This is a genomic window from Actinoallomurus sp. CA-150999 (assembly GCF_050942425.1).
In the GTDB taxonomy this organism is placed as follows: domain Bacteria; phylum Actinomycetota; class Actinomycetes; order Streptosporangiales; family Streptosporangiaceae; genus Actinoallomurus.
Genome location: NZ_CP192063.1, coordinates 2,101,563 through 2,125,770 on the forward strand (window position 1 = coordinate 2,101,563; position 24,208 = coordinate 2,125,770).

Sequence of the window (24,208 nt, forward strand, 5' to 3'; positions counted from 1 at the left end):
TCAGCGCGGCGCGCGTACCGGGTCGGGCAGGGACTCGCAGCCGCAGGCGACCGGGTCGGCGGGCTCGGAGGGGCCGAGGGGGCGACCGTCGACCTCTTTGAACAGGCGGGCGGCGGGGGAGGCGTCGGCGAGGGCGTCGGCGGCGAGGACGACGGCGGCGGCCGTGTACGTGGAGCGGTCGCCGGGGAAGTGGCGCCGGTTGGCGAACTGCCAGCCGGTCCAGTACGAGCCGTCGTCGTGCCGGAGGTGCTGGATGGCGGCGAACACGTCGCGGGCGCGGGCGGTGTCGCCCATCGCGTCGAGGGCGAGCACGAGTTCGCTCGACTCCGCGCCGGTCACCCACGGCTGGTCGGAGACGCACCGGCAGCCGAGGCCGTCGACGACGAACGTCTCCCAGCCCTCGTCGATCCGGCGGTACGCCGCGTGGCCGCGCAGCGGGCCGCCGAGGACGGGGTAGTACCAGTCCATCGAGAACCGGCTCTTGTCGGCGAACGCCTCCGGGTGGGAGGCGACGATGTGGCCGAGCTGGTCGGCGGCGAGCTCCCAGTCGGGCTGGGGCTCGCCGAGGTGTTCGGCGAGGGCGACGGCGCAGCGCAGCGACTGGTGGATGGACGAGCAGCCGGTGAGCAGCGCGTGGTCGTCGGGGGAGCCGTCCGCGTGCCGGATCCAGATGATCTCGCCGCGGGCGGTCTGCAGGTCGAGCGTGAACTCGATCGCGCGGCGCACCATCGGCCACATGCGCGTCGCGAATTCCGCGTCCCCCGTAAGCGTCAGCTCGTGCCAGACGCCGACGGCGGCGTACGCGGCGTGGTTGGACTCGCCGCCCGGTTCGGTGATCTCGCCCAGCACCCACTTGGCGGGCCAGGAGCCGTCGTCGCGCTGGTTCGCGCGCAGCCACTCGTACGCGCGGCGCGCCTCGGCGCGGAACCCGGTGGTGGAGAGCGCCATGGCGGCCTCGACGTGGTTCCAGGCGTCGACGTGGCCGGGGACGCCGTCGGTGGGCGCGAACCACGGGATGGCGCCCGAGGGCTCCTGCTGGGCGGCGATGGTGCGGGCGGTGGCGAGGATGTCGTCTGCGGTCAGGATTCCTGGTACGGCCTCAGGCCGCCGCATGCGCCTGCTCCTGCTCCTCGGTGACGGGGGCGGTGGGCTTGGTGAAGTAGACGACGACGCTCTTGCCGATGACCGGGTTCAGCACGCGTTCGGCGAGGCGGGTCGCGAGGGGGCGCTTCATGATGTCCCAGACGAGCACCTGGTGGTACGCCTTGGCGAGCGGGTTGCCGTCGTTGTTGACGCCGACCGCGCACTTGATCCACCAGTACGGCGCGTGCAGGCCGTGGGCGTGGTGGTGGCCGCCGACCTCGAAGCCGGTCGCCTTGAGCTTGGCCTCGAGCTCGGCGCGGGTGTAGATGCGCACGTGCCCGCCCGGGGCGGTGTGGTAGTCCTCCGACAGCGCCCAGCAGATGCGCTCGGGCAGCCACGAGGGCACGGTCACGGCGAGCTCGCCGCCGGGCTTGAGCACGCGCAGCAGCTCGGCCATGGCCGACATGTCGTCGGGGATGTGCTCGAGCACCTCGGCGGCGACGATCTTGTCGAAGGCGTCGTCGGGGAACGGCAGGCTCAGCGCGTCGCCGGTCACCGTGCGCGCCGATGCCCCTTCGGGCGGCTCGCCCTCCAGCTCCATCGCGGCGAACATCGTCGCCACCTCGGCCAGCTCCCGCTCGTCGCGGTCGAACGCGACCACGTTGGCGCCGCGCCGGTAGAGCTCGAACGCGTGCCGCCCGGCGCCGCAGCCCATGTCGAGCACGTGCTCGCCGGGCGACACGCGGAACCGGTCGAAATCCACGGTCAGCAGGGTCATGCTCCTTCCGGGCGGTGCCCGTGTCGGCGGGCGATGGCGGCCTCGTACTGGCCAACGATGGCCCGCGCGACGGCGGACCAGGTGAACCGCTCCTGCACGCGCGCGTAGCCCGCCGCGCCGACCCGCTCGCGCTCCTCGGGGGAGTCGTGTAGCCGGCCGAGCACGCCCGCCAGCTCCTCGACGTCGCCGGGCTCGACGAGGATGGCCGCGTCGCCGACGACCTCCGGCAGCGCGCCCGTACGGCTGGCGACGAGCGGGGTGCCCGAGGCCATGTGCTCGACGGCGGGCAGGGAGAAGCCCTCGTACAGCGAGGGCACGACCGCGATCTCGGCGCTCGCGAGGAGCTCGCCGATCTCGTCGTCGGAGATGCCGGAGACGAACCGGACGCGGTCGCCGAGCGACAGTTCGCCGACGAGCTTGTCGGTGGGGCCGCCGGGGGTGGGCTTGCTGACGACGATGACGTGGACGTCGCGTTCGGTGGCGAGCTTGGCGACGGCGCGCAGCAGCGTCGCGACGCCCTTGAGCGGGGAGTCGGCGCTGGCCACGGCGACGATGCGGCCGGGCACGCGCTCGCCGCGCGGGTGGAAGTAGCCGGTGTCGACGCCGAGCGGCAGGATGTGCACCTGCTCGGGCGGCGCCTGGAAGTCGCGGATGATGTCGCGCTTGGACGACTCGGAGACGGTGAGGATGGGGCCGATGCGCTGGGCGACGCGCGCCTGCATGGCGACGAAGCCGTACCAGCGGCGCTTGCCGAACCGCTCCTTGAGGCCCTTGGCCGCCTCGATCTCGATCCGGCGGTCCACGCTGATCGGGTGGTGGATGCTGGTGACGAGGGGCAGGCCGAGGCGGGGGATGGCGAGGTTGCCGTAGCCGAGCACCTGGTTGTCGTGCACGACGTCGAACATGTCGCGGCGTTCGCGCAGCTCGCGCAGCACCCGGAGGCTGAACGTCAGCGGCTCGGGAAAGCCGCCGGTCTTCATGTGCGCGAACTCCAGCACGTCGATCCAGTCGCGGTACTCCGAGAGCGCCGGCGTGCGGAACGGGTTCTCGTCGGCGTACAGGTCCAGGCTCGGGACCTTGTGCAGCACGATCTCGTCGCGGTCGAGCTCGGGGTACGGCTGGCCGGAGAAGACCTCCACGTGATGCCCGAGGTCGACCAGCTCTCGGGACACGTGCCGGAGATAGACGCCCTGGCCGCCGCAGTGCGGTTTGCTCCGGTAGGAGAGCAGGGCCACGCGCAACGGTTTGCCGACCTCACCCACGCGCCGCCCCTCCCGCAAGTGTCACTCCTGGTGAAGTTAGACCATAGCCTGACGGAGGTTACTGGCGAGTCGGTATTAGGCACGGAGTCCAAAAAGGTGGCGAAAGCCACTTTCGGCGCACCAGGGGATCACCCGCTGAATCGGACCGGCATCTCCTTGATGCCGTTGATGAAGTTCGACCGGAGGCGGCGCGGCTCCCCGGCGAGGGCGATGTCCGGAAGCCGCTCGGCGAGCGTCTCGAACAGCGCCCGCAGCTCCAGCCGCGCCAGGTGGGAGCCCAGGCAGAAGTGCGGACCGCCGCCCCCGAAGCCGATGTGCGGGTTCGGGTCCCGGCCGATGTCGAACTCGTACGGGTCGGGGAAGACGTCCTCGTCCCTGTTGGCCGAGGCGTAGAACACCACGACCTTGTCGCCCTCGCGGATCTCCCGCCCGCCCAGCTCGGTGTCCCTCATCGCGGTGCGCTTGAACATGTTGACCGGGCTGACCCAGCGCACGATCTCGTCGGCGGCCGTACGCGCCAGGTCGCCGCCGTTCCGGCCGTCGTCGACCAGGCGCCGCCACTGGTCGGGGTGCTCGAAGAAGGCCAGCATGCCGCCCGACGCGGCGTTGCGGGTGGTCTCGTTGCCGGCCACGATCAGCAGCATCATGAACAGGTCGAACTCGTCGACCGTGAGCTCCTCGCCGTCGTGCGGGCGCAGCAGCGTCGTGACGATGTCGTCCCGCGGCTCCTTCCGGCGCCGTTCCGCCAGCTCGTTGGCGTAGGCGTACAGCTCGGCCGCTGCCGCGCCCTCTTCCTCCTCGGTCGAGCGCAGGTCGGGGTCGTCCTCGCCGATCAGGCGGTTCGACCACTCGAAGATCTTCTCCCGGTCCTCCACCGGCGCGCCGATGAGCTCGCAGATCACGTACAGCGGCAGGGGAGCGGAGACGTCGTGCACGAAGTCGGCCTCGCCCCGGGCCGCGACCTCGTCGATGAGGCCCCGGCAGATCTCGCGGACGTGCTCCTCGAGCCGCCCGATGGTGCGCGGGGTGAACCCCTTGTTGACGATGCTCCGCTTGCGGGTGTGCTCCGGCGGATCCTGGTTGAGCATCATCATCCGCTGCATGACGAGATGCTCGTCGGTCGGCTCGTGGAACAGCGCGAGCCTCCGGTACGAGGAGAAGATCTCGGGATGGCGGGAGACGTGCACCACGTCGTCGTACCGGGTGACCGCCCAGAAGTCCGGGTCACCGGGGTGCCGGTGGACGGGATCGTGGTGGCGCAGCCGCTGGAACTGGTCGTGCGGGATGCCGCCGCTCGCGTACCGGTCGGGGTCGACCAGGTCGATGTCCATCCGGACCTCCGTCACAGTTCGGCTGTCTTGAATCCTCCGGCGGGAAGCTCGGTCAGCGCCTCGGCGAGCGCTTCGGCGGTCGAGCCGGTCACCCGCGACGCCACCGTGGGCGGCGCCATGACCGACACGGTGCCGCCGTACACGACGAACACCTGACCGGTCACGCCCTCGGCGGCGGGCGAGGCGAGGTACGCCACCAGCGGCGAGACGTGCTCCGGGCCGAGCAGGTCAGGGCCGTCCTCGGGCGCCGGGCCGAACACCCTAGCCGTCATCGCCGTACGGGCGCGCGGGCAGATCGCGTTGGCGCGCACGCCGTAGCGCCCGCACGACTGGGCGATGGCGACCGTGAGCGCGGCGATGCCGCCCTTGGCCGCCGCGTAGTTCGGCTGGCCGGGCGAGCCGAGCAGGAACGCCTCGGACGCGGTGTTGACGATCCGGGCGTACACCGGGCCGCCCTGGTCCTTCGACCGGGCCCGCCAGTACGTCGTCGCGTGCCGGGCCATCACGAAGTGGCCCTTGAGGTGGACGCCCACGACGGCGTCCCACTCCGCTTCGGACATGTTGAAGATCATGCGGTCGCGGGTGATGCCCGCGTTGTTGACCAGGACGTCGAAGGTCCCGTACGCCTCCAGCGCCGTCTTCAGCAGCGCCTCGCCGGCCGCCCAGTCGGCGACGTCGCCCTCGGCGATCACCGCTTCGGCGCTTTCCCGGCGGACGAGGTCGGCGGTCCGCCGGACGGCCTCGCCCGGGAGGTCGTTGAGGACCAGCCGCGCCCCGCGGCGGGCGAACTCGAGCGCGTGCGCGCGGCCGAGTCCGTTGCCGGCACCGGTGATCGCGACGACCCGGCCCTCGAGTGATACGTCGTGCGGGTTGGACGAGACGGCCATGCGGCTCCTTCCACCGGACGACGGCATGTCAACCGCCCGGGTGGCCTTCCGGATGGCTGACATGCCGTGTCCCAATATAAGTGAAACCTGTTCTAGGCGCGCGGTTTGGACGGGGTGAATCGGACCGGGAGTTCCTTGATGCCGTTGATGAAGTTCGACCGCAGCCGGCTGACCTCGCCCGCCTGCTCGATGTCCGGCATCCGCTCCAGGAGCACCTCGAACAGCACGGTCAGCTCGAGCCGGGCGAGGTGCGTGCCGAGGCAGAAGTGCGGGCCGCCGCCGCCGAAGCCGATGTGCGGGTTCGGGTCGCGGCCGACGTCGAAGGTGTACGGGTCCTCGAAGACGTCCTCGTCGCGGTTGGCCGACGGGTAGAAGATGACGACCTTGTCGCCTTCCTTGACCTGTCGTCCGCGCAGCTCGCTGTCGCACATGGCCGTCCGCCGGAAGAGGTTGACGGGGCTGACCCAGCGCACGATCTCGTCGGCGGTGGTCCTGATCAGGCCCCGGTTGGCCAGCAGCCGCCGCCACTGGTCCGGGTGCTGGAAGAAGGTCAGCATGCCGCCGGACGCGCCGTTCCGCGTGGTCTCGTTGCCCGCCATGATCAGCAGGAGGATGAACATCGCGAACTCGTCCGCGCCGAGCACCCGGCCGTCGGCGTCGGGCTGAAGCAGCTTGGTGGCGATGTCGTCGCCGGGGTGCTTCCGGTGGTACGCCGCCAGCTCGTGGGCGTAGCCGAGGATCTCCGCCGAGACGTCGCGCGCGTGCTCGGCCGAGGTGCCGTAGTCCGGGTCGTCGAAGCCGATCAGTGCGTTGGACAGGTCGAACAGCCTGTTCCGGTCCTCCACGGGCGCGCCGATGAGCTCGCAGATGACGTACAGCGGGAACGGCGCGGAGATGTCGCGCACGAAGCACGCCTCGCCGCGCTCGACCACGTCGTCGATGAGCTGGTGGCTGACGTCGCGGATGTGCTCTTCGAGCTGTTTGATCATCCGCGGCGTGAAGCCCTTGTTGACATAGCTCCGCTGCTTGGTGTGCTGCGGCGGGTCCATGAAGAGCATCATCAGCCGGTACAGCGCGATGTCGTCGTCGGTGAACTCGTCGAACATCGACGTCCGCGCATGTGAGGAGAACAGCTCCGGGTGGCGGGAGACGTGGACCACGTCGTCGTACTTGGTCACCGCCCAGAAGCCGGGGGAGCCCCCGTTCGGGTCCTCGTGCCAGTAGACCGGCGCCTCCTGCCGGAGCCGGCGGAAGCCTTCGTCCGGAAAGCCCCCGTGTTCGTACAAGTCCGGCGAAATGATGTCGATCCGCATCGGCGCTCCTCAGGAGGCGGCTGGCTCTGAAACACGTTCTAAACCAAGCGCTCGCTCGGGTCAAGATGCAGGAGGTCGCAGGGGGCGTGGCGCGCGTCTCATCAGCGCAACGTGGTCGGCTCGTCACAGGTATTCGGGGCCCGTAAATGAGGTTCAGGGCGGCAGTGGACGAGCGTGAACCGCGCCTGGCGGAGAGGCGCCGGGACGGCCGCGAGGGCGGCGCGGCGGGGCCGGAGAGGAGGCCGGGTGTGGTTCGGAGCGCGCGGGACGGGGCGCGGCGCGTCTCAGACGCGTTCGAGAATGGTGGCGGTCGACAGGGCGCCGCCGGCGCACATCGTGACCAGAGCCGTGGAGGCGTCGCGGCGCTCCAACTCATGGAGGGCCGTGGTGATGAGGCGGGCCCCGGTGGCGCCGACCGGATGGCCGAGGGCGATGGCGCCGCCGTTGACGTTCACCCGGTCCAGGTCGGGCTCGTGGACCGACGCCCAGGACAGGACCACGGACGCGAACGCCTCGTTCACCTCGAACAGGTCGATGTCCCGCATGGACATGCCCGCCGAGGCGAGGACCGTGGACGTCGCCTGGACCGGGCCGTCGAGGTGGTAGTACGGCTCGGCGCCGACGAGCGCCTGGGCGCGGATCCGCGCGCGGGGCCGCAGGCCGCTCGCCCGCGCCCGTTCCTCGGACATCACCAGCACGGCCGCCGCGCCGTCGGAGATCTGCGAGGACGTTCCGGCCGTGTGCAGCCCGTCCCCGGCGGCCGACCGCAGCCTCGCCAGGCCGTCGAGGGTGGTCTCGCGCAACCCCTGATCGCGGGTGACGGTGCGGACCTCGCCGGTCGGCGCGCCGTCGTCGCCGAGCACCGGCGCCTCGAGCGGCGCGATCTCGCGCTCGAACCGGCCGTCCGCCTGGGCCTTGGCCGCCAGTTGCTGGGAGCGCAGGCCGAAGGCGTCGAGGTCGGCGCGGGTCAGGCCGCGGCGCGCGGCGATGCGCTCGGCGGCGGTGAACTGGTCCGGCAGGTCGATCGACCAGTCGTCCGGGCGGGGGCGGGCGTACGGATGCCGGCCCCCGGTCTCCTCGCAGGGGCCCGTGCTCGCGACGTTCGCGCCGAGGGGTGCGCGGCTCATCACCTCGACGCCGCAGCCGATCGCGGCCTCGACGACGCCGGCGTGGATGAGTGCGGCGGAAAGGTGGACGGCCTGTTGGCTCGACCCGCACTGGGCGTCGAGCGTCGTGACGCCGGCCTGGTAGGGAAGTCCGGCGTAGAGCCAGGCATAGCGCCCGACGTGCCCGCCCTGCTCACCCGCCTGGGTGACGCAACCGGCGAACACCTGGCCGATGTCGGCCGGGTCGATCCCGGCGCGCTCGACGACGGCCCGTTGGGCGTGGGCCAGCACCGCCTGGGGTTTGAGTCCGGCGAGCCATCCACGGCGCCTGCCGATCGGTGTGCGTACGGCTTCCACAATGACCGGCGAGCCCATCTGGCCTCCTGCGGTAACGACGCTTCGCCGAAACTATAACCCGTTCTAAGACGGGATCTGCAAGCCTGCCCGCACCTGTCGATGTCGGAGAGAACTTGTTCCTGTTCGGTTTCGAGTCGGGGAGCGTGCCGCGGAGGCCGGTGTGGTGGCCCATCCGTGACCCCCGGCCGAGGGTGCCCGGGCGGGGGTGTTGTGTGAGGTTGATCAGGCGATCAGCGTGTCGAAGTCGCCGGCCTTGGCGCCCTGGATCAGGGCCTCGATCTCCGTTCTCGTGTAGACCAGCGCGGGTCCGGACGGGTGCCGGGAGTTTCTGACGGCGACACTCCCGTCGGGGAGTTGCGCCAGCTCGACGCAGTTACCCTGCGAGTTGCTCCGGTGGCTCTTCTGCCACCGCACGTCGGCCAGATCAGTGGCGGGGATGCCGTTGTAAACCCGGTGCTGCATTCATGTCTCCTGGAGAATCCTGCTGAGGATCTCGGCGGTGTTGTCCGGAGGTGCGCTGACCACACAGAGGCGTTCCATCGCCTCCATGTAGGCGTCCACGTCGTCGCGTCTGTCCAGGTACAGCGCACTGGTCAGTTGCTCGACGTAGACCACGTCCGGCAGGTCCGATTCGGGAAACCGCAGGATGTTGAACGCCCCGGCCTCGGCGGTATGACCGCCGACCCGGAACGGCAGCACCTGGAGAATGACGTTCGGCAGTTTCGTCGCCTCGATGAGGCGCTCGATCTGACCGCGCATCACTTCTCGTCCCCCGATCGGGCGTCGCAATGCCGCCTCGTCCACGACCGCCCACAGTCGGGGTCCGTCCCCTCGGGTGAGCAGTTTCTGGCGAGTTATCCGCAGGCTGACCCTCTGCTCGATCTCTTCCGGAGGCGAGGCCGAGTTGCCCAGGGCGATGACGGCGCGGGCGTATTCCTCGGTCTGTAGCAGACCGGGGATGAACTGGACCTCGTAGGTACGGATCAGCGCAGCCGCCTCTTCCAGCCCCACATAGGTCTCGAACCAGCCCGGCAGAATGTCCCCGTACCTGTGCCACCAGCCAGGAGTGTTGGCGTCCTGGGCCAGGGCGAGAAGGGTCTCCCGGTCTCGCTCGTCCATGACGCCATAGAGGGTGAGCAGGTCGGCCACGTCGCGCTCCTTGAAGCCCACCCGGCCCAATTCCAGGCGGCTCATCTTGGAGCCGGAGGCCCGGATGGCGTATCCGGCCTCCTCGCGCGTGATGCCCTGCCGCTCCCGCAACCGGCGCAGCTGAGCACCGAGGAGCCGGCGAAGAACTGTCGGTCCTCCGGCGGGCTGCGTCGTGTCCACCCCTACCTCCATGAGCATCGGTCAGCGCACAGTCTGCCACTCCCTTCCGTCTATGTCAGAGCTTGCACGATCGTCTGCACGTGCATCGGGCCTTGCATCTGCAAGGCATGTCGAGCAGGATAGCGCGCGAGGCACGCCGATCACTGCTTCCCAGAGGATCGCGATGACAGCACACGGAGCGCGCTGGATGACTGGTGAGAGAGTCGACGAAGCGCATGCGTGGCTGTGGTCGGCGATCGCGCGGGGCGAACCCTGGGCCGACCGCGCCCTGTCCCCCATGAGTCTCGGAGCGAACGCGATCACTCTGGACCTCGCCGCGGTGCCCGAATGTGTCCGGGAAGCGCGGGATTTCGCGCGCAAGGGACTGGCGGGCTGGGGCCTGACGGCCATGTACGACGACGTCGGGCTCGTCGTCTCCGAACTCGTCACCAACGCCCTGCGGCACGCCGTCGGAGGCGCGGCCCGTGCCTTCGGCGACACGCCGATCACTCTCGGCCTCGTCCGCGCCGACGGCCGGTTGACGTGCGCGGTCGCCGATCCCAGCGATGAGGTGCCGACCCAGGGGGAGGCCGACTTCGTCTCCCAGAGCGGGCGCGGCCTCTACCTCGTCGACGCGTTCAGCGACTCCTGGAACTGGACGCCGCTGTACGGCCACGGAAAGGTCGTCTGGGCGATCTTCACGATCCGGCGCGGGTACTGACCGGCTCCGACGCTTCCACCCGCGCCCTCCCGCTCACAGCAGTACCGCGCCGGCGATCGCGATCACCAGGCACGTGCCGACCGCGAGAACGCCCTGAACGCGCGACATCGGTGGCGGCGCCTCCGTACGCAGCAACCGGCGCCTGCGGTACGCGACGACCGTCAGGGTCACCGGGCCGAGCAGAGCCGCCGCCCCGACCGGAAAAGCGATCTTGAAGGCGAGCAGGCCGACCGCCCAGCAGGACAGCGTCGTACGCAGCCATGCGAGTTCCGTTCGCTGGGCCTGCAGGCCGGAGCTCACCCGGTCACGATCCCGCTCACCAGCGTGAGGGCGAACAGGATCGCCACGCCGGCCGTCAGGAGAGCGGGAAGCGGGTCACGCGGCAGGCACACGCCCAGCCGCATGGCCTCCTGCGCACGCCGCCACCGGACGTAGGCGATCGGCGCGATCAGCACGCTCAAGGCGATCGCGCCCAGCCCGATCTCGCGGTGCCAGGCCGGCAGCTCCACGCCGTGGATGCCGCCGGCCAGCGGTATACCGAGCGCGGCCAGCCCGAAGGACGTCCGCACCCAGGCGAGCAGGGTCCGTTCATTGGCGAGCGAGAACCGGTAGTCGGGCTCGTGCCCGGGTTCGTCATCCGACATGCTCCTCCTCACGACAGTCGAACCTCTTCACGAGAGTCGATGATGCACGTACCCGCGGTGCGGGCTCGCCGTGGGCCTCCACACGACGGTGCACCGGCGTGCCGGTTCGGAACGAGTCTGGCGTTTGGGGCAAATCACCTGAACTTGCCTTCCGTATGACCTCGACCAGGGAAAAGGTCTGTCCGGATCTCCTCTTGTGGGCTTGTGTCGAGGCCTTCTGCGGAGCAACGTGGACCTTCGAGAGCGGAAACGGTGTTCCGGCACGAGCGGGGGATGGTCGGCATGGCCGTGCAGAAGAAAGCCACGAAAACGAAGCCCTCGTCGAGGAGAACGACGACGAGGACGACGGCCGCCGCCAGAGGCGGCCGATCGGAGACCACGACCCGGACGTCGCGGGGTGCGGAGCACGGGGCGAAGGTCCCGGTACCCGTGGTCATGCCGCGAGTGAAGGTCATGAAGGTCCCGGTGCCCGGGGTCTCCTACGTCGGCGACGCCGGAAAGGCCGCCGCCTCCCACCTGCCGCCCCCGGAACGGCTGGCGTTCTACGGTGGTCTGGGCGCCGCGGCGATCTTCGGGATCATCGACTGGCCGGTGGCCGCCGCCGTCGGCCTCGGCACCATAGTGGCGCGTCGTGCCTTCGGCGGCCGCCGCGGAGCGGCCCGGCCCAGCCGAGCCGCGCGGGAACCGGCAGCCGGAGAAACGGCGGGCGAGCCGGCCGCCACGAGGCGGACGGCGGCGAGCAGGAGCCGGACGACGACCAGAGGCAGGACGACCGCCGGTAGGACGACGGCCGGCAGGTCGACCGCCGGCAGGTCGACCACGAGCAGGACCGCCGCGAGCAGGTCGACCGCCGGTAGGTCGACGACGAGCCGGACGGCCGCGAGCAGGACCGCGACGGCGACGCAGGGACAGTCCGGCGGGTCGTCCAGCGCGGCCGGCCGGTCGAGGGCGACCCAGGGCGCATGACGGCCGGGCCCCTGATCGATGCCGCTGCTACGCCTCCTCCAGACCGCGACCGGTCTGCTCCAGGCGACGACGACTCTGCCCGGTACGGTCGCGCGGGCATCGAGCGGAACGGCAGGGGCCCCGGGCCTGCTGGCGCGCGCGTCGGGTGAGGCGGCACGCCTTTCGGGCGCCGCCGCCCTACGGGCCTCGGGCGAGGCCGCGGGTGCCGTAGGACGTCTTCCGGGCGCTGCCGTACGGGCCTCGAGCGACGCCGCTGGGGCGGCCACGCGCCTTTCGGGGACCGCCGCACGGATGTCTGGTGAGGCTGCGGGTGTGGTGGGGCGCCTTCCGGGTGCCGCTGTGCGGGCCTCGAGTGAGGCCGCGGGGGTGCTGGCGCGCCTTCCCGGTGCCGCCGTGCGGGCGTCGGAGGAGGTCGCAGCCGCGGTGGGGCGCCTTCCGAGTGTCGCCGCGCGGGCGTCGGAGGACGTCGCGCGCCTTCCGGGTGCGGTCGCCCGGCTCCCCGAGACCACCGTACGGGCCTCGGAGACCGCGGTGCGCGCCGTCGTGGGGGCGGTCGAGCAACGGCGGGTGCACCGGACGGACGGCCGGACCAGCATCCGGGTCCGCGGGGTGCACCGCCCCGGCCGTGAGGACATGGCGGCGGACCTCGTCGGAGAGATGCTGAACGTCGCGGGCGTGGCGCGGGCGGAGGTCAACGCCGTTCTCGGGACCGTCATGGTGATCGAGGAAGGCGAGGTGCCCGTCGACGAGCTCATCGACGTGGTCGAGATGGTCGAGGACCGCCACGGCGCCGCCGACGACCCGTTCACCCGGCATCCGGACCCGACGCACCGGCAGGCGATCCTGCGGGAGACGGCCCTCGTCGCCGCGTACCTCGCCGGTGCCGGCACCGCGATCACGAGCAGGCTCGTGCTGCGCACCGTCCCCATCCCCCCGGCCATGGCCACCGCGATCGCGATGGTCGACTCGACGCCTCAGGTGCGGGACCGGCTGGTGCGGTTGATCGGGCATCCGGCCACCGACATGGTCGTCGGCAGTGGCCTCGCGACCCTGCAGGCGCTGGCGCAGCAGCCGGTCGGCCTCCTCATCGGCTCCGTGCACCGGACCGTCCGGGTGGGGGAGATGCGCGGGCACCGGTCGACCTGGCACCGGCGCGTGGAGCACCTGGTCCGGCACGAAGGCGCCTTCGAAGCCTCGGCTCTGCACGTGCCGGAGCGGCCCGTGCCGCTGCCGCACGGCCCCGTGGAGCGGGTGGCCTGGACGATACCGGTGGCGATCACGGCCGCGGTGGGCACGTACTTCTTCACGCGCGACGGCGCGCGGGCGCAGGGAGTGCTCGCCGCGGGGGTGCCGCGCGCGGCACGGATGGGCCGCGAGGCATTCGCCACCCAGATCGGCCGGATCGCCGCCGACCGGGACATCGTCGTGCTGAACCCGGAGAGCCTGCGCCGGTTCGACCGGATCGACCACGTCATCGTCGACGCCTCGGTGCTGCGCACCGGCGACATGGTGATCGAGGACGTCGTCCTCCTGTCGCCGGAGGTCGACGCGGAGGAGGCGTACGAACGCGCCCACGCGCTGGTCGACCTGGAACAGCCGGACGCCCGGCGGGAGGAGGGCGCCTGGGCGGTCTCGTTGGTGCGGCCGGCCAGGGCACGCGCCGGCCGCCGCGCGGGCGACTTCGTGACCGAATCCGGCCTTCCGGCGGCTGCGCGCGTGCGCGCGGCCGAGCTGCGGAAGCGGGGCGCGACCGTGCTCCTCCTGACCCGCGACGGCGAACCGGCCGCCCTCGTCTCCGTGGTCGCCGAGCTGGATCCCCTGGCCGAGGCGCTGATCGCCGCCGCGCGGCGAGTCGGGTCGGTCGCGGTGGCCGGTGCCGCGCCGCTGGCGAAGCGGCTGAACGTGGAGCGCACCGTCGCGGGCGGGAACCGCCTGCTCGCCTCCGTACGGCAGTGTCAGGAGGAGGGGTGTGTCGTCGCGCTCGTCGCAGCGCATGGCGGCGAGTCCCTCGCGGCGGCGGACGTCGGTATCGGCGTGCTGGCCCACGGCCGCCGGCCGGCGTGGGGCGCGCAGCTGCTGTGCGGCCCCGGCCTGGCCGAGGCGTGCCTGCTGCTGGAGACGATGCCGACAGCGAAACAGACCAGTGCGCGGGCCGCGCAGACCGCCGCCGTCGGGTCGGCGTCGGGGGCGCTGCTGGCCGCGGCGGGGCCCTCCGCCGGGGCGGCGCGGCGCGCCCAGCTGGCGGTCGACTTCGCCACCATCGCGGCGTTCGGCTTCGGCACCTGGTCGGGCCGGGTCCTGGCCCGGCGGCCCGCCCCCGTGCCCCAGGACCGTACGCCGTGGCACGCGTGGCCGGCCATGGCCGTGCTGAACCGGCTGCAATCGTCGATGTCCGGTATCGGCGAGGACGAGGCCGACCGGCGGCGCTCCGACCTGGGGGAGGAGGCGCGACCGCCGGGCCTGGCCCACGTCACCGTCGAGGAGCTCGACAACCCGCTCACCCCGGCGCTCGCGGCGGGCGCCGGGGTCTCGGCGGTCATGGGATCGATCATGGATGCGGCCCTGATCAGCGCGGTCCTGGGGGGCAACGCCGTGATGTCCGGCTTCCAGCGGGTCCGCGCCGACCGCGCGTTGCGGCGGCTCGTCGACCTGAGCGCGGTACGCGTCCGGCTCCGGCGGCCCGGCGAGGAAGGCGAGGACGGCGAGGAACCGCGGGCCACGGCCGACGAGCTCGTCCCCGGCGACGTCGTCGTGCTGACCGCCGGGGACGCCGTCCCGGCCGACCTGCGCCTGCTGGCCGCGGAGGACCTGGAGGTCGACGAGTCCAGCCTCACCGGGGAGTCGCAGCTGGTCACGAAGAGCGCCCTACCCAGCCTGTCCCGGTCGGTAGCCGAGCGGCACTCGATGCTGTACCAGGGCACGGTCATCGCGGCGGGGAACGCGACCGGGGTCGTCGTCGCCACGGGCGCCCAGACCGAGGTCGGGCGAACGATGCGGGAGGGCGGCGACGAACCGCGTCCGGGCGGGGTCGAGGCGCGCCTGCGCGCGCTGACGGAGGTGACACTGCCGGTCGCGCTCGGGTCGGGGGCGCTCCTCTTCCTGTCGGACCTGCTGCGCGGGCAGTCGATGGCGCAGGCGCTCGGCCCGGCGGTCAGCCTCGCCGTCGCCGCCGTACCGGAGGGCCTGCCCTTCGTGGCCACGGCGGCCGAGCTGGCGACGGCGCGCCGGATGTCCCGGCGTGGCGCGCTCGTCCGCAACCCGCGCACGATCGAGGCGCTCGGCCGCATCGACGTGCTCTGCTTCGACAAGACGGGCACGCTGACCGAGGGCAGGCTGCGGCTGCGACAGGTCTCCGACGGCATGGCGGCCGCTCCGGTGAAGAAGAAGCAGCTGACGCCGTACTTCCGGAAGATCATCGCGGCCGCCGTCCGCGCGACCCCGGACCCCGGCGGCGGCCGGCTGCCGCATCCGACCGACCGGGCGATCACGAGGGCGGCCCGGAAGCTGGACATGGACGCGGCGGAGGGCCTGAAGTCCTGGGAGCGGGTCGACGAGCTGCCGTTCGAACCCGGGCGCGGCTACCACGCCGTCCTCGGCCGGACGGACGGCCGTCAGCTGCTGAGCGTGAAGGGCGCACCGGAGATCGTCCTGGAGCGGTGTGACACCTGGCTTCGGGACGACGGGCCCGTCCCGTTCGACCAGAAGGTGCGGGAGAAGGTCGAGCAGGAGGTGGACCGGCTGGCGCACCTGGGATACCGGGTGCTGGCGGTCGCCGAGCGCCCGGCGTCGGGGCGCCGTGACCTGACCGAGTCGCGCATCGACCGGCTGGGCTTCCTCGGCCTGGCCTGCATCGCCGACCCGGTCCGGCCGACCGCCGCCGAGGCCGTGGAACGGCTGCGGAAGGCGGGCGTCGACGTCGTCATGATCACCGGTGATCATCCGACGACCGCGGAGGCCATCGCCGCCGAGCTGCGCCTGCTGGACGGCCGGATCATGACCGGGCCCGACCTCGACGCCCTGCGCGACGAGGAACTGGCCGACGCGCTGATCGGGGTGTCGGTCTTCGCCCGGGTCAGCCCCGCGCAGAAGGCCCGTGTCGTCCAGGCCCTCCGCGCGGCCGGCCGGGTGGTCGCCGTCACCGGCGACGGCGCCAACGACGCCCCTGCCATCCGGCTGGCCGACGTCGGCATCGCGCTCGGCGAGCGGGCCACGCCCGCCGCCCGTGAGACCGCGGACGTCGTCGTCACCGACGACCGGATCGAGACGATCACGGACGCGATCGCCGACTGCCGGGCGATGTGGCGGTCCACGCGCGACGCCCTGGCCGTGCTGCTCGGCGGCAACCTCGGCGAGATCGCCTTCACGGTGGGCACGGGCCTGCTCAGCGGGCGCAGCCCGCTCAACGTGCGCCAGTTGCTCCTGGTCAACCTGCTCACCGACATGCTCCCCGCGATCGCCCTGGCGGCCCGCCCGCCGTCCGGCGTGACGCACGAGGAGCTCCTCGCCGAGGGCCCGGACCGGTCGCTGGGCGGCGCGCTCACCCGCGACGTGACGGTCCGCGCGGGCGCCACGGCGGGCGCCGCGCTGGCCGCGTGGGTGCTGGCGCGGGGGAGCGGCACCCGCGGCCAGGCCGACACCACCGGTCTGGTCGCGCTCGTCACCACGCAGCTGGCTCAGACGATCGCGGCCGGCGGGCGCGACCCGCTGGTGCTCGGCTCGGGCCTCGTGTCACTCGCCGCGCTGGGGATCATCGTGCAGGTGCCGGGTCTCAGTCACTTCTTCGGCAGCCGGCCCCTGTGGCCGCACTGCTGGGCGATCGCGCTGGGCTCGGCCCTGGCCTTCGCCGTGGCCGCGGTGCTGTTGACGCGCCTGCGGCGAAACAGTGCCTGACTTGGGAAAATATTCACTCCGAGGTCACCCTCGAGGGTCGCTTTGATTCGGACAAGCAGGCATAATTCACGCGACGGTACCCCTCTACCCCGTAGGTGCCCCATGCCTGACATCGTGTCGACGATCCTCGCGAAGGCGCTCGTCATGCTCCTCCAGGCCCTCCTCACTCGGGTGGCCCTGTACCTGATCCGCACCGGGATGTTCCAGCAGTTGACGACCGCCTGACCGTCCGGGGCGGGTCGTGAGCCCGCCCCCTCGGTCGGTGGCCCGCCTCCTCGGCGTCAGAAGTCGGCGAGCAAGCGGGCCGCGGCGATCTCCAGCCTCGCCTGGATCTCATCGTTCGTGGTGTGGCCGCGGAGTATCTCCAGCATTTCCATCACCCAGACGCTGCTCAGCGACCGCAGCAGAACCCGACTCTCGTCGGTCCCCCCCTCTGCGTCGGTCGCCGTCACCCGGGCCAGCAGACCCGCCATGCGGTCGCCGAAGTCGGTCTTGACGTCCGACAGCAGCAGCGACCGGATCAGCGCGTCGGCGAGCTCCGGCTCGCGCATCAGCCCGCGCGTGGCGCGCATCAGCACCTCGACGGCGCGCCCGGCCGCGGTCGCCGATCGGGGCGGGCGGCGGTCGAGGCTGCCCTCGAGGGTGTCCATCTCCTCGCTGACGACGGCGACGACCAGGTCCATCTTGGACGGGAAGTAGCGGTACAGCGTGCCGAGCGCCACTCCGGCGCGCTCGGCGACGGTGCGCATCTGCATGGCCTCGACGCCTCCGCGGGAGGCGAGGGCGGCGGCCGCCTGGACGATGCGGCGGCGGCGCTGGTACTGGCTGCGGGAGCGGACCCCCTGGTGGCTGGCGGCTGCTGACTCTGCCGTCACGACGACTCCTTGGGCTGGGAGCGCGGTGCCCCCGCCCGCGCGTGTAGGGCACCAGACTACCGCCAGGCGAGAACACGTTATGTATTACCGGTGGGTTGCGGCGTCGAGGAGGTTTCACCGAGGTAAGCGGAGTCTGACATCTCTTCTTGATCTTTGATGGTGGACACATATTAGAATGTGTTCTAGTTTTCTTCCTGGTGAGACCGACCGGGAGGTGAGGCGGTGTCCGGCACCGTGGCCGAACTGCTCCGGGAGCGGGCCGCCGACGACCGCGTGGGCCTGCGGTTCGCCGACGAGGCCTGGACCTGGCGAGAGGTCGTCGGCGAGTGCGCCGCCCGCGCCGGCTGGATGGCGGCGATGCCCAGAGCCACGCGCCCGTTGCACGTCGGCGTGCTGCTCGACAACGTCCCCGAGTTCGTCTTCCTGCTCGGCGGCGCGGCCCTGTCCGGCAACGTGATCGTCGCGCTCAACACGACCCGCACCGCCGACGAGCTGGCCGGCGACGCCACGCGCGCCGACTGCGACCTGATCGTCACCGAACCGCGCCACGCGGCCCTCGCGGACCAGGTCGCCTCCCGTACCGGCCTGCGAGTCACCGAACCCCGCCCGGCCCCGCCGCACGACGCGCCCGCGCCTGCCCCGCCGTTCGAGGCACTCGCGCCGGACACCCTCCTGATGCTGATCTTCACGTCCGGCACGTCGGGGCGGCCGAGGGCGGTGCGGGTCACGCACCGGAAGGTCGTCGTGCCCGGCACGATCCTGGCCGGCCGCCTGCTGGGCCCCGACGACGTCGTCTACTGCCCGATGCCGCTCTTCCACTCCGGCGCGGTCATGGCGGCGTACGCCCCGGCGCTCGCGGCCGGCGCGCAGCTCGTGCTCCGTGCGCGGTTCTCGGCCTCCGGCACGCTGCCGGACGTGCGCCGGTACGGCTGCACGTACCTGCACTACGTCGGGAAGGCGCTGTCGTACGTCCTGGCCACGCCCGAACGTCCCGACGACGCCGACAACCCGCTGCGGGTCGCGTTCGGCAACGAGGCGGCCCCGCTGGAGCAGAAGCGGTTCCGTGAGCGGTTCGGCTGCGCGGTCGTCGACGGGTACGGCTCCACCGAGACCGCGATCGCCTTCTCGCCCGACCCGGCCGGTCCGCCGGGAGCGCTCGGCCGCCTCGGCGACGGCATCAAGATCCTCGACCCGGAGACCGGCCGGGAGTGCCCGCCCGCACGGCTGGACGCCGACGGCCGCGTGACCAACGGCGGCGAGGCGATCGGCGAGCTCGTGAACACCAAGGGGCTCGGCCTGTTCGACGGCTATCACAACGAACAGGCCGACGACCGGCTCCGGGACGGCATGTTCTGGAGCGGCGACCTCGCCTACCGGGACGCCGGCGGCTTCGTGTTCTTCGCCGGGCGGCACGCCGACCGGCTGCGCGTCGACGGCGAGAACTTCGGCTCCGCCCAGGTCGAGCGGGTGCTCGACGAGCTGCCGGGCGCGGAGGAGCTCGCGGTGTACGGCGTGCCGGACGTCGCGGCCGGCGACCAGGTGATGGTGGCGCTGGTCGGCGACTTCGACCCCGACCGGTTCGCCGCGTTCCTGGGCGGCCGCGCGGATATGGGTTCCAAGTGGACGCCGCGCTACGTCCGGGTCGCCGACCGGCTCCCGTGCACCGCCTCCAACAAGGTCGTCAAGCGCGCGCTCGCGGCGGAGGCCTGGAACACCTCGGACCCGGTGTGGTGGCGGCCGGGCCGGGAACCGCGGTTCCGCCGCATGACCGCCGAGGACGTCGACCGGCTGCGCGCCGAGTTCGAGAGCCGGGGCCGGGGACGCCTGTGGCCCTCCGGCGCCACCGAGTGAGAAGGGGATCATGGACTTCGACCTGGACGAGAACGCGCGGGAGCTGCGGGACCTCGCGGCCGGCCTGCTCGAACGCGAGGTCACGACCGACCGCCTGGAGGCGCACGAGAGATCTGGCGCGCCGTACGACACCGCGCTGTGGAAGGCCCTCGCCGACGCCGGGCTGCTCGGCGCCTGCCTGCCCGAGGACCTGGGCGGCGCCGGGCTGGGGGCGGTGGAGTTCGCGGTGGTCCTGCGGGAGATCGGCGCGCGCGTCGCCCCGGTCCCCGCGTTCTCCTCCCTCGTCGCGGCGATGACGCTCGCCCGGCACGGCCGCGGGGACCGGCTCGCCGGCTTCGCGGACGGCGGGTCGGTGCTCAGCGTCGCCTTCCGCGAGCCGGGCCCCGGCCTCACGACGACCGCGCGCCGCGACGGCGACGCGTACGTCCTCGACGGGGTCAAGACCTTCGTCCCGTACGCCGGGCAGGCCGACGTCATCCTCGTCCCGGCGCGTCTCGTGGACGGGATCGGCGTCTTCCTCGTCGAGCCCGGGCAGGTGACCCTCGCCCCGCAGCCGGCGGCCACCGGCGAGCCCCTGTCCCGGATCGGCCTGGAGGGCGTACGGGTCGGCGCGGACGCGCTGCTGGACGCCGGGGCGTACGGCACCCTCACCGGGTACGCCACCGCCGGTGCGGTCGCGATCGTCTCCGGCGTGCTCGACGCCGCTCTCACGCTCACCACCGAGCACGTCAAGACCCGCGAGCAGTTCGACCGGCCCCTCGCCGAGTTCCAGGCCGTCACCATGCAGATCGGCGACGTCTACATCGCCAAGCGCGCCCTGGACGTGGCGGTGTGGGCGGGCGCGTGGCGGCTCGCGAAGGGGTACGACGACGCCGCCGAGGTCCTCGCGGTCGCCGCGTACAACGTGTGCGACCCGGCGCTGAAGGCCTTCTACACCTGCCAGCACCTGCACGGCGGGCTCGGCCTGGACGTGACCTATCCCCTGCACCGGTACTTCGCGTGGGCCAAGCACCACGCCCACCTGCTGGGCGGCGCGGAGGCGCAGCTCGACGCGATTGGAGCTCTGGTGGCCTGATGTTCATCGACCTGACCGACGAGCAGAAGACGCTCCGCGCCGAGCTGCGCGAGTACTTCGCCTCCTGCCTGACCCCCGACCAGCGCGAGGGGATCGCCGACGACCCGTTCGGCACCTCGTACATGGCGCACTGCCGGCGGCTCGGCCAAGACGGCATGCTCGGCATCGCGCTGCCCAAGGAGTACGGCGGCCGGGGCTTCGGCCCCGTCGAGCAGCAGATCTTCGCCAACGAGATCGCCCGCGCCGAGGTGCCGTACCCGATCATCACGCTGAACACGGTCGCGCCGACGCTCGTGCAGTTCGGGACCGAGGAGCAGAAGAAGAGGTTCCTGCCCGGCATCCTCGCCGGGGAGTGCCACTTCGCGATCGGCTACAGCGAGCCCGGCGCCGGCACCGACCTGGCCGCGCTGCGCACCACGGCGGTCCGGGACGGCGACCACTACATCGTCAACGGCCAGAAGATCTTCACCTCGGGCGCGCACTACGCCGACTACGTCTGGCTCGCCGCGCGCACGGATCCCGAGGCGAAGAAGCACAAGGGCATCTCGATGCTCATCGTCGACTGCAAGGACCCCGGCTTCTCCTGGACGCCGATCGTCACCATGGACGGCCGCCACCACACGAACTCCACCTACTACCAGGACGTCAAGGTCCCCGCCGACCTGCTCGTCGGCGAGGAGAACAAGGGCTGGAACCTCATCGTCAACCAGCTCAACCACGAGCGGGTCACCCTCGGCCCGGCCGGGAACATCGGGCACACCTACGACCGCTTCGTCCGCTGGGCCCGCACCAAGAAGGGCCGCGACGGCCGGCCGCTCATCGAACAGCCCGACGTACGGCGCGCGGTCGCGCAGGTCCACGCGTACCTGCGTGTCAACGAGCTCCTCAACTGGCAGGTCGCCGCGAACATGGACCTGGGCTGGCTCGGAGCCCCGGACGCGTCCGCCACCAAGATCTACGGGTCGGAGCGCATGCAGGACGTCGGCCGTGTCGTCGGCGAGGCGCTCGCCCGCTACGGCGACCCCGGCGACGAGGAGACCCGCGACCTCATCGACCGCCTCGACCACGGGGTCAAGGGCGCGATCGTGCTGACCTTCGGCGGCGGCGTCAACGAGATCCAGCGGGAGCTCATCGCGATGATCGGCCTCGGCCTGCCGCGCGCCCCCCGGTGAAGGAGAGACATTGCACGACCAGTTGATGGCCCTCGCCGAGGAGCTGACCGCCGCGGGGGAGAGCCCCGCGTCCGCCTGCCCGGACCCCGTGAACGCCGCCATGATCCGCAACTGGACCCAGGCGCTCGGCGACCGCGGCGACCGCTGGGCGGAGACCGCGCCACCGGCGATGATCCAGGTCTGGTCGATGCCAGGGCTGGACCGGGACAAGCCCGCGTCGATCGCGGACCGTGCCCTGACGCTGCTGAACGAGTCCGGGTTCACCGGCGTCGTCGCGACCAACTGCGAGCAGACGTACGACCGGTACCTGCGGCACGGCGAGCGGTTGCGCGCGACCATGAGGTTCGGGGGCGTGACCGGGCCGAAGCGCACCGGCCTCGGCGAGGGCTACTTCGTCACCTGGTATCAGGCCTGGTACTCCGGGGACGAGCGCGTCGCCGAGATGATGTTCCGGGTGCTGAAGTTCCGTCCCCGCGTGGGAGGTGCGGCGAAGGGACGTCACCCGCTGCGGCCCGCCGTCGGCCTCGACACGCGCTTCTTCTGGGACGGCGTGCGCGAGGGCGAGCTGCGCGTCCAGCGTTGCGCCGAGTGCGGGCGGCTGCGTCACCCGCCCGGACCGATGTGCCCGAGCTGCCACGCGACCAAACGCGACCACGTCGCGGCGAGCGGCCGTGGCACGCTCCACAGCTACGTCGTCCACCACCACCCGCCGGTCCCGGGGCACGAGCCGCCGTTCGTCGTCGCCCTCGTCGACCTGGAGGAGGGCGTCCGCATGGTCGGCAACCTCCTCGACTGCCCGCCCGACCAGGTGCGCGTCGGCATGCCCGTCGAGCTGGTCTTCCAGGAGATGGACGACGAGCTGACCCTGCCCCAGTGGCGCCCGGCGGGAGCGCCTGCGGCGCCGGTTTCCGGGGCATCGGCTTCGGCGGCGTCGGCGTCCCGGGCGTCGGCTTCGGCAGCGTCGGCGTCGGCGTCGAAGGCCGCGCCGGAGTCGGCCGCGGAGGTCGCCGGCGGCCTGCCGGGGCTGAGCGTCGAGCTGACGCCGACCTTCGTCATCTCCACCGCCCTGGCCACCCGCGACTTCACGCCGGTCCACCACGACACCGCCCTCGCCCGGGCCCAGGGGTCGAAGGACATCTTCCTCAACATCCTGACCACCATCGGCCTGGTCCAGCGCTGCGTCCTGGAGGGCCTGCCGGACGCCGTCCTGGAGGGCATCTCCGTACGGCTCGGCGTCCCCGCGTACGCCGGTGACACCCTGACGATGACCGGACGCGCCGTCGACGACCGCACCGTCGAGGTACGCGGCGCGGTGAGCCTCGGCGACCACGCCGTCGCGACCGTACGACTCAAGGAGCGAACATGACGATCTCCGGGACGGCGGCGATCGCCGGGATCGGGGCGACGGAGTTCTCCAAGGAGTCGGGGCGTTCGGAGCTCCAGCTCGCCGCCGAGGCGTGCATCGACGCGATCAAGGACGCCGGGCTGACGCCGTCCGACGTCGACGGCCTGGTGACGTTCTCGTCGGACACCAACTCCGAGATCGCGGTGGCCCGGGAGCTGGGCATCCCCGGTCTGTCCTTCTTCTCCCGCGTCGAGTACGGCGGCGGCGCGGCCTGCGGCACCGTCGCCCACGCGGCGATGGCGGTGGCGACCGGGCAGGCGCGGACGGTCGTGTGCTACCGGGCGTTCAACGAACGCTCCGGTCGCCGCTTCGGCCAGGCCGCGCCCCGCTCGGAGCACGCCGCCACGTCCACCGACCTGGAGTTCTCCTTCCACCTGCCGTACGGCTTCGCGACCCCGGCCGCCTGGGTGGCGATGTACGCCCGGCGCTACATGCACGAGTACGGCGTGACCAGCGAGGACTTCGGCCGGGTGGCGGTCGCCATGCGCCGCCACGCGGCGACCAACCCCAAGGCGTGGTTCCACGAGCGGCCGATCACCCTCGACGATCACCAGGACAGCCGGTGGGTCGTCGAGCCCCTGCACCTGCTCGACTGCTGCCAGGAGTCCGACGGCGGCGTCGCGATCGTCGTGACCAGCGCCGAACGCGCCCGCGACCTGCCCCACCCGCCCGCCGTGATCAGAGCGGCCGCGCAGGGCGCGGGGCCGAACCAGATGATGATGTTCGGGTACTACGAGACGGACCTGACGACCCTGCCCGCGATGGGCCGGGTGGGGGACACACTCTGGCGGCAGGCCGGGATCGGGCCGGACGACGTGCGGGCGGCGATCCTGTACGACCACTTCACGCCGTTCGTCCTCATGCAGCTGGAGGAGCTGGGTTTCTGCGGGCGGGGGGAGGCGAAGGACTTCGTCGCGGACGGCGGCATCGAGCTGGACGGGCACCTGCCGGTCAACCCGAACGGCGGTCAGCTCGGCGAGGCGTACATCCACGGCATGAACGGCATCGCCGAGGCCGTGCGCCAGGTCCGCGGCACCTCGGTCAACCAGGTCGCCGGGGTCGAGCACGTCATCGTGACCGCCGGAACCGGCGTCCCGACGAGCGGCCTGATCCTCGGCCGGGCGTGAGCGTTCACGCTCCTGAAACCGCATTTCGCGGTAAACCTTACATTGCTCGCTATTAAC

Annotated in this window: 21 protein-coding genes; 8 read left to right on the plus strand and 13 right to left on the minus strand. The window is 72.0% G+C overall.

Going from position 1 to position 24,208, the window contains the following annotated elements:
• From ACQP2O_RS10000 to ACQP2O_RS10040, 9 genes are all read right to left on the minus strand, one after another.
• Entirely contained in the window at positions 1–1,113 is a 1,113-nt protein-coding gene (locus ACQP2O_RS10000) for a prenyltransferase (RefSeq protein ID WP_433182030.1), read from the minus strand.
• Entirely contained in the window at positions 1,100–1,861 is a 762-nt protein-coding gene (locus ACQP2O_RS10005; protein ID WP_433182032.1) for a class I SAM-dependent methyltransferase, read from the minus strand. The genes ACQP2O_RS10000 and ACQP2O_RS10005 overlap by 14 nt, the downstream gene beginning before the upstream one ends.
• Positions 1,858–3,123 carry a glycosyltransferase family 4 protein gene (locus tag ACQP2O_RS10010; RefSeq protein ID WP_433182034.1) on the minus strand — a complete coding sequence of 422 codons (1,266 nt, stop codon included), beginning with the start codon at positions 3,121–3,123 and terminating at the stop codon, positions 1,858–1,860. Before ACQP2O_RS10010 ends, ACQP2O_RS10005 begins: the two co-directional genes overlap by 4 nt.
• A gap of 128 nt (positions 3,124–3,251) precedes the next feature.
• Positions 3,252–4,454, minus strand: a complete 1,203-nt coding sequence (locus ACQP2O_RS10015) for a cytochrome P450 (RefSeq protein WP_433182035.1) — start codon at positions 4,452–4,454, stop codon at positions 3,252–3,254.
• 11 nt (positions 4,455–4,465) lie between these two features.
• Positions 4,466–5,341 carry an SDR family NAD(P)-dependent oxidoreductase gene (locus tag ACQP2O_RS10020; protein ID WP_433182037.1) on the minus strand — a complete coding sequence of 292 codons (876 nt, stop codon included), beginning with the start codon at positions 5,339–5,341 and terminating at the stop codon, positions 4,466–4,468.
• Positions 5,342–5,433: 92 nt separating this feature from the next.
• Positions 5,434–6,654 carry a cytochrome P450 gene (locus ACQP2O_RS10025; RefSeq protein ID WP_433182039.1) on the minus strand — a complete coding sequence of 407 codons (1,221 nt, stop codon included), beginning with the start codon at positions 6,652–6,654 and terminating at the stop codon, positions 5,434–5,436.
• A gap of 284 nt (positions 6,655–6,938) precedes the next feature.
• Complete coding sequence (locus ACQP2O_RS10030) at positions 6,939–8,135, minus strand: steroid 3-ketoacyl-CoA thiolase (RefSeq protein ID WP_433182040.1); 1,197 nt, start codon at positions 8,133–8,135, stop codon at positions 6,939–6,941.
• 204 nt (positions 8,136–8,339) lie between these two features.
• Complete coding sequence (locus tag ACQP2O_RS10035; protein ID WP_433182041.1) at positions 8,340–8,579, minus strand: DUF397 domain-containing protein; 240 nt, start codon at positions 8,577–8,579, stop codon at positions 8,340–8,342.
• A complete protein-coding gene (locus ACQP2O_RS10040) occupies positions 8,580–9,446 on the minus strand; it encodes a helix-turn-helix domain-containing protein (RefSeq protein WP_433182043.1) in 867 nt (288 codons plus the stop codon).
• A 187-nt stretch (positions 9,447–9,633) separates the two neighbouring features.
• On the opposite strand from ACQP2O_RS10040, the gene ACQP2O_RS10045 reads away from it, so the two are divergent.
• Positions 9,634–10,146, plus strand: a complete 513-nt coding sequence (locus ACQP2O_RS10045; protein WP_433182045.1) for an ATP-binding protein — start codon at positions 9,634–9,636, stop codon at positions 10,144–10,146.
• A gap of 33 nt (positions 10,147–10,179) precedes the next feature.
• Here ACQP2O_RS10045 and ACQP2O_RS10050 read toward each other — a convergent pair whose 3' ends face one another.
• The 3 genes from ACQP2O_RS10050 to ACQP2O_RS10060 all read right to left on the minus strand — a co-directional run bounded on the left by ACQP2O_RS10050 (position 10,180) and on the right by ACQP2O_RS10060 (position 12,022).
• Positions 10,180–10,446, minus strand: a complete 267-nt coding sequence (locus ACQP2O_RS10050; RefSeq protein ID WP_433182047.1) for a DUF202 domain-containing protein — start codon at positions 10,444–10,446, stop codon at positions 10,180–10,182.
• Positions 10,443–10,790: a YidH family protein gene (locus ACQP2O_RS10055; protein ID WP_433182049.1), complete on the minus strand. Its 348-nt coding sequence runs from the start codon at positions 10,788–10,790 to the stop codon at positions 10,443–10,445. Before ACQP2O_RS10055 ends, ACQP2O_RS10050 begins: the two co-directional genes overlap by 4 nt.
• Before the next feature lie 542 nt (positions 10,791–11,332).
• Positions 11,333–12,022, minus strand: a complete 690-nt coding sequence (locus ACQP2O_RS10060; RefSeq protein WP_433182051.1) for a hypothetical protein — start codon at positions 12,020–12,022, stop codon at positions 11,333–11,335.
• A 73-nt stretch (positions 12,023–12,095) separates the two neighbouring features.
• Here ACQP2O_RS10060 and ACQP2O_RS10065 point away from each other — a divergent pair, with 73 nt between their 5' ends.
• On the plus strand, positions 12,096–16,646 hold the full coding sequence (locus ACQP2O_RS10065) for an HAD-IC family P-type ATPase (protein WP_433182052.1): 4,551 nt from the start codon (positions 12,096–12,098) through the stop codon (positions 16,644–16,646).
• Between the two features lie 102 nt (positions 16,647–16,748).
• The gene (locus tag ACQP2O_RS10070; RefSeq protein WP_433182054.1) at positions 16,749–16,871 is read left to right on the plus strand and encodes a hypothetical protein; all 123 of its coding nucleotides are present in this window, start codon (positions 16,749–16,751) and stop codon (positions 16,869–16,871) included.
• Between the two features lie 56 nt (positions 16,872–16,927).
• Here ACQP2O_RS10070 and ACQP2O_RS10075 read toward each other — a convergent pair whose 3' ends face one another.
• Positions 16,928–17,521, minus strand: a complete 594-nt coding sequence (locus ACQP2O_RS10075; RefSeq protein ID WP_433182055.1) for a TetR family transcriptional regulator — start codon at positions 17,519–17,521, stop codon at positions 16,928–16,930.
• A 222-nt stretch (positions 17,522–17,743) separates the two neighbouring features.
• Between ACQP2O_RS10075 and ACQP2O_RS10080 the strand changes: the two genes are divergently transcribed.
• Genes ACQP2O_RS10080 through ACQP2O_RS10100 form a run of 5 tightly spaced genes read left to right on the plus strand, consistent with a single transcriptional unit; the run spans position 17,744 to position 24,151 of the window.
• Positions 17,744–19,372 (plus strand): AMP-binding protein, encoded by a 1,629-nt coding sequence (locus tag ACQP2O_RS10080; RefSeq protein WP_433182057.1) that lies wholly within the window; start codon positions 17,744–17,746, stop codon positions 19,370–19,372.
• Positions 19,373–19,382: 10 nt separating this feature from the next.
• Positions 19,383–20,447 carry an acyl-CoA dehydrogenase family protein gene (locus tag ACQP2O_RS10085; protein ID WP_433182058.1) on the plus strand — a complete coding sequence of 355 codons (1,065 nt, stop codon included), beginning with the start codon at positions 19,383–19,385 and terminating at the stop codon, positions 20,445–20,447.
• Positions 20,447–21,619, plus strand: coding sequence for an acyl-CoA dehydrogenase family protein (locus ACQP2O_RS10090; RefSeq protein WP_433182060.1), 1,173 nt, complete (start codon positions 20,447–20,449; stop codon positions 21,617–21,619). The genes ACQP2O_RS10085 and ACQP2O_RS10090 overlap by 1 nt, the downstream gene beginning before the upstream one ends.
• A 10-nt stretch (positions 21,620–21,629) precedes the next feature.
• Complete coding sequence (locus ACQP2O_RS10095) at positions 21,630–22,985, plus strand: OB-fold domain-containing protein (RefSeq protein WP_433182062.1); 1,356 nt, start codon at positions 21,630–21,632, stop codon at positions 22,983–22,985.
• Positions 22,982–24,151, plus strand: coding sequence for a lipid-transfer protein (locus ACQP2O_RS10100; protein WP_433182063.1), 1,170 nt, complete (start codon positions 22,982–22,984; stop codon positions 24,149–24,151). The genes ACQP2O_RS10095 and ACQP2O_RS10100 overlap by 4 nt, the downstream gene beginning before the upstream one ends.
• The last annotated feature ends 57 nt before the right edge of the window (positions 24,152–24,208 follow it).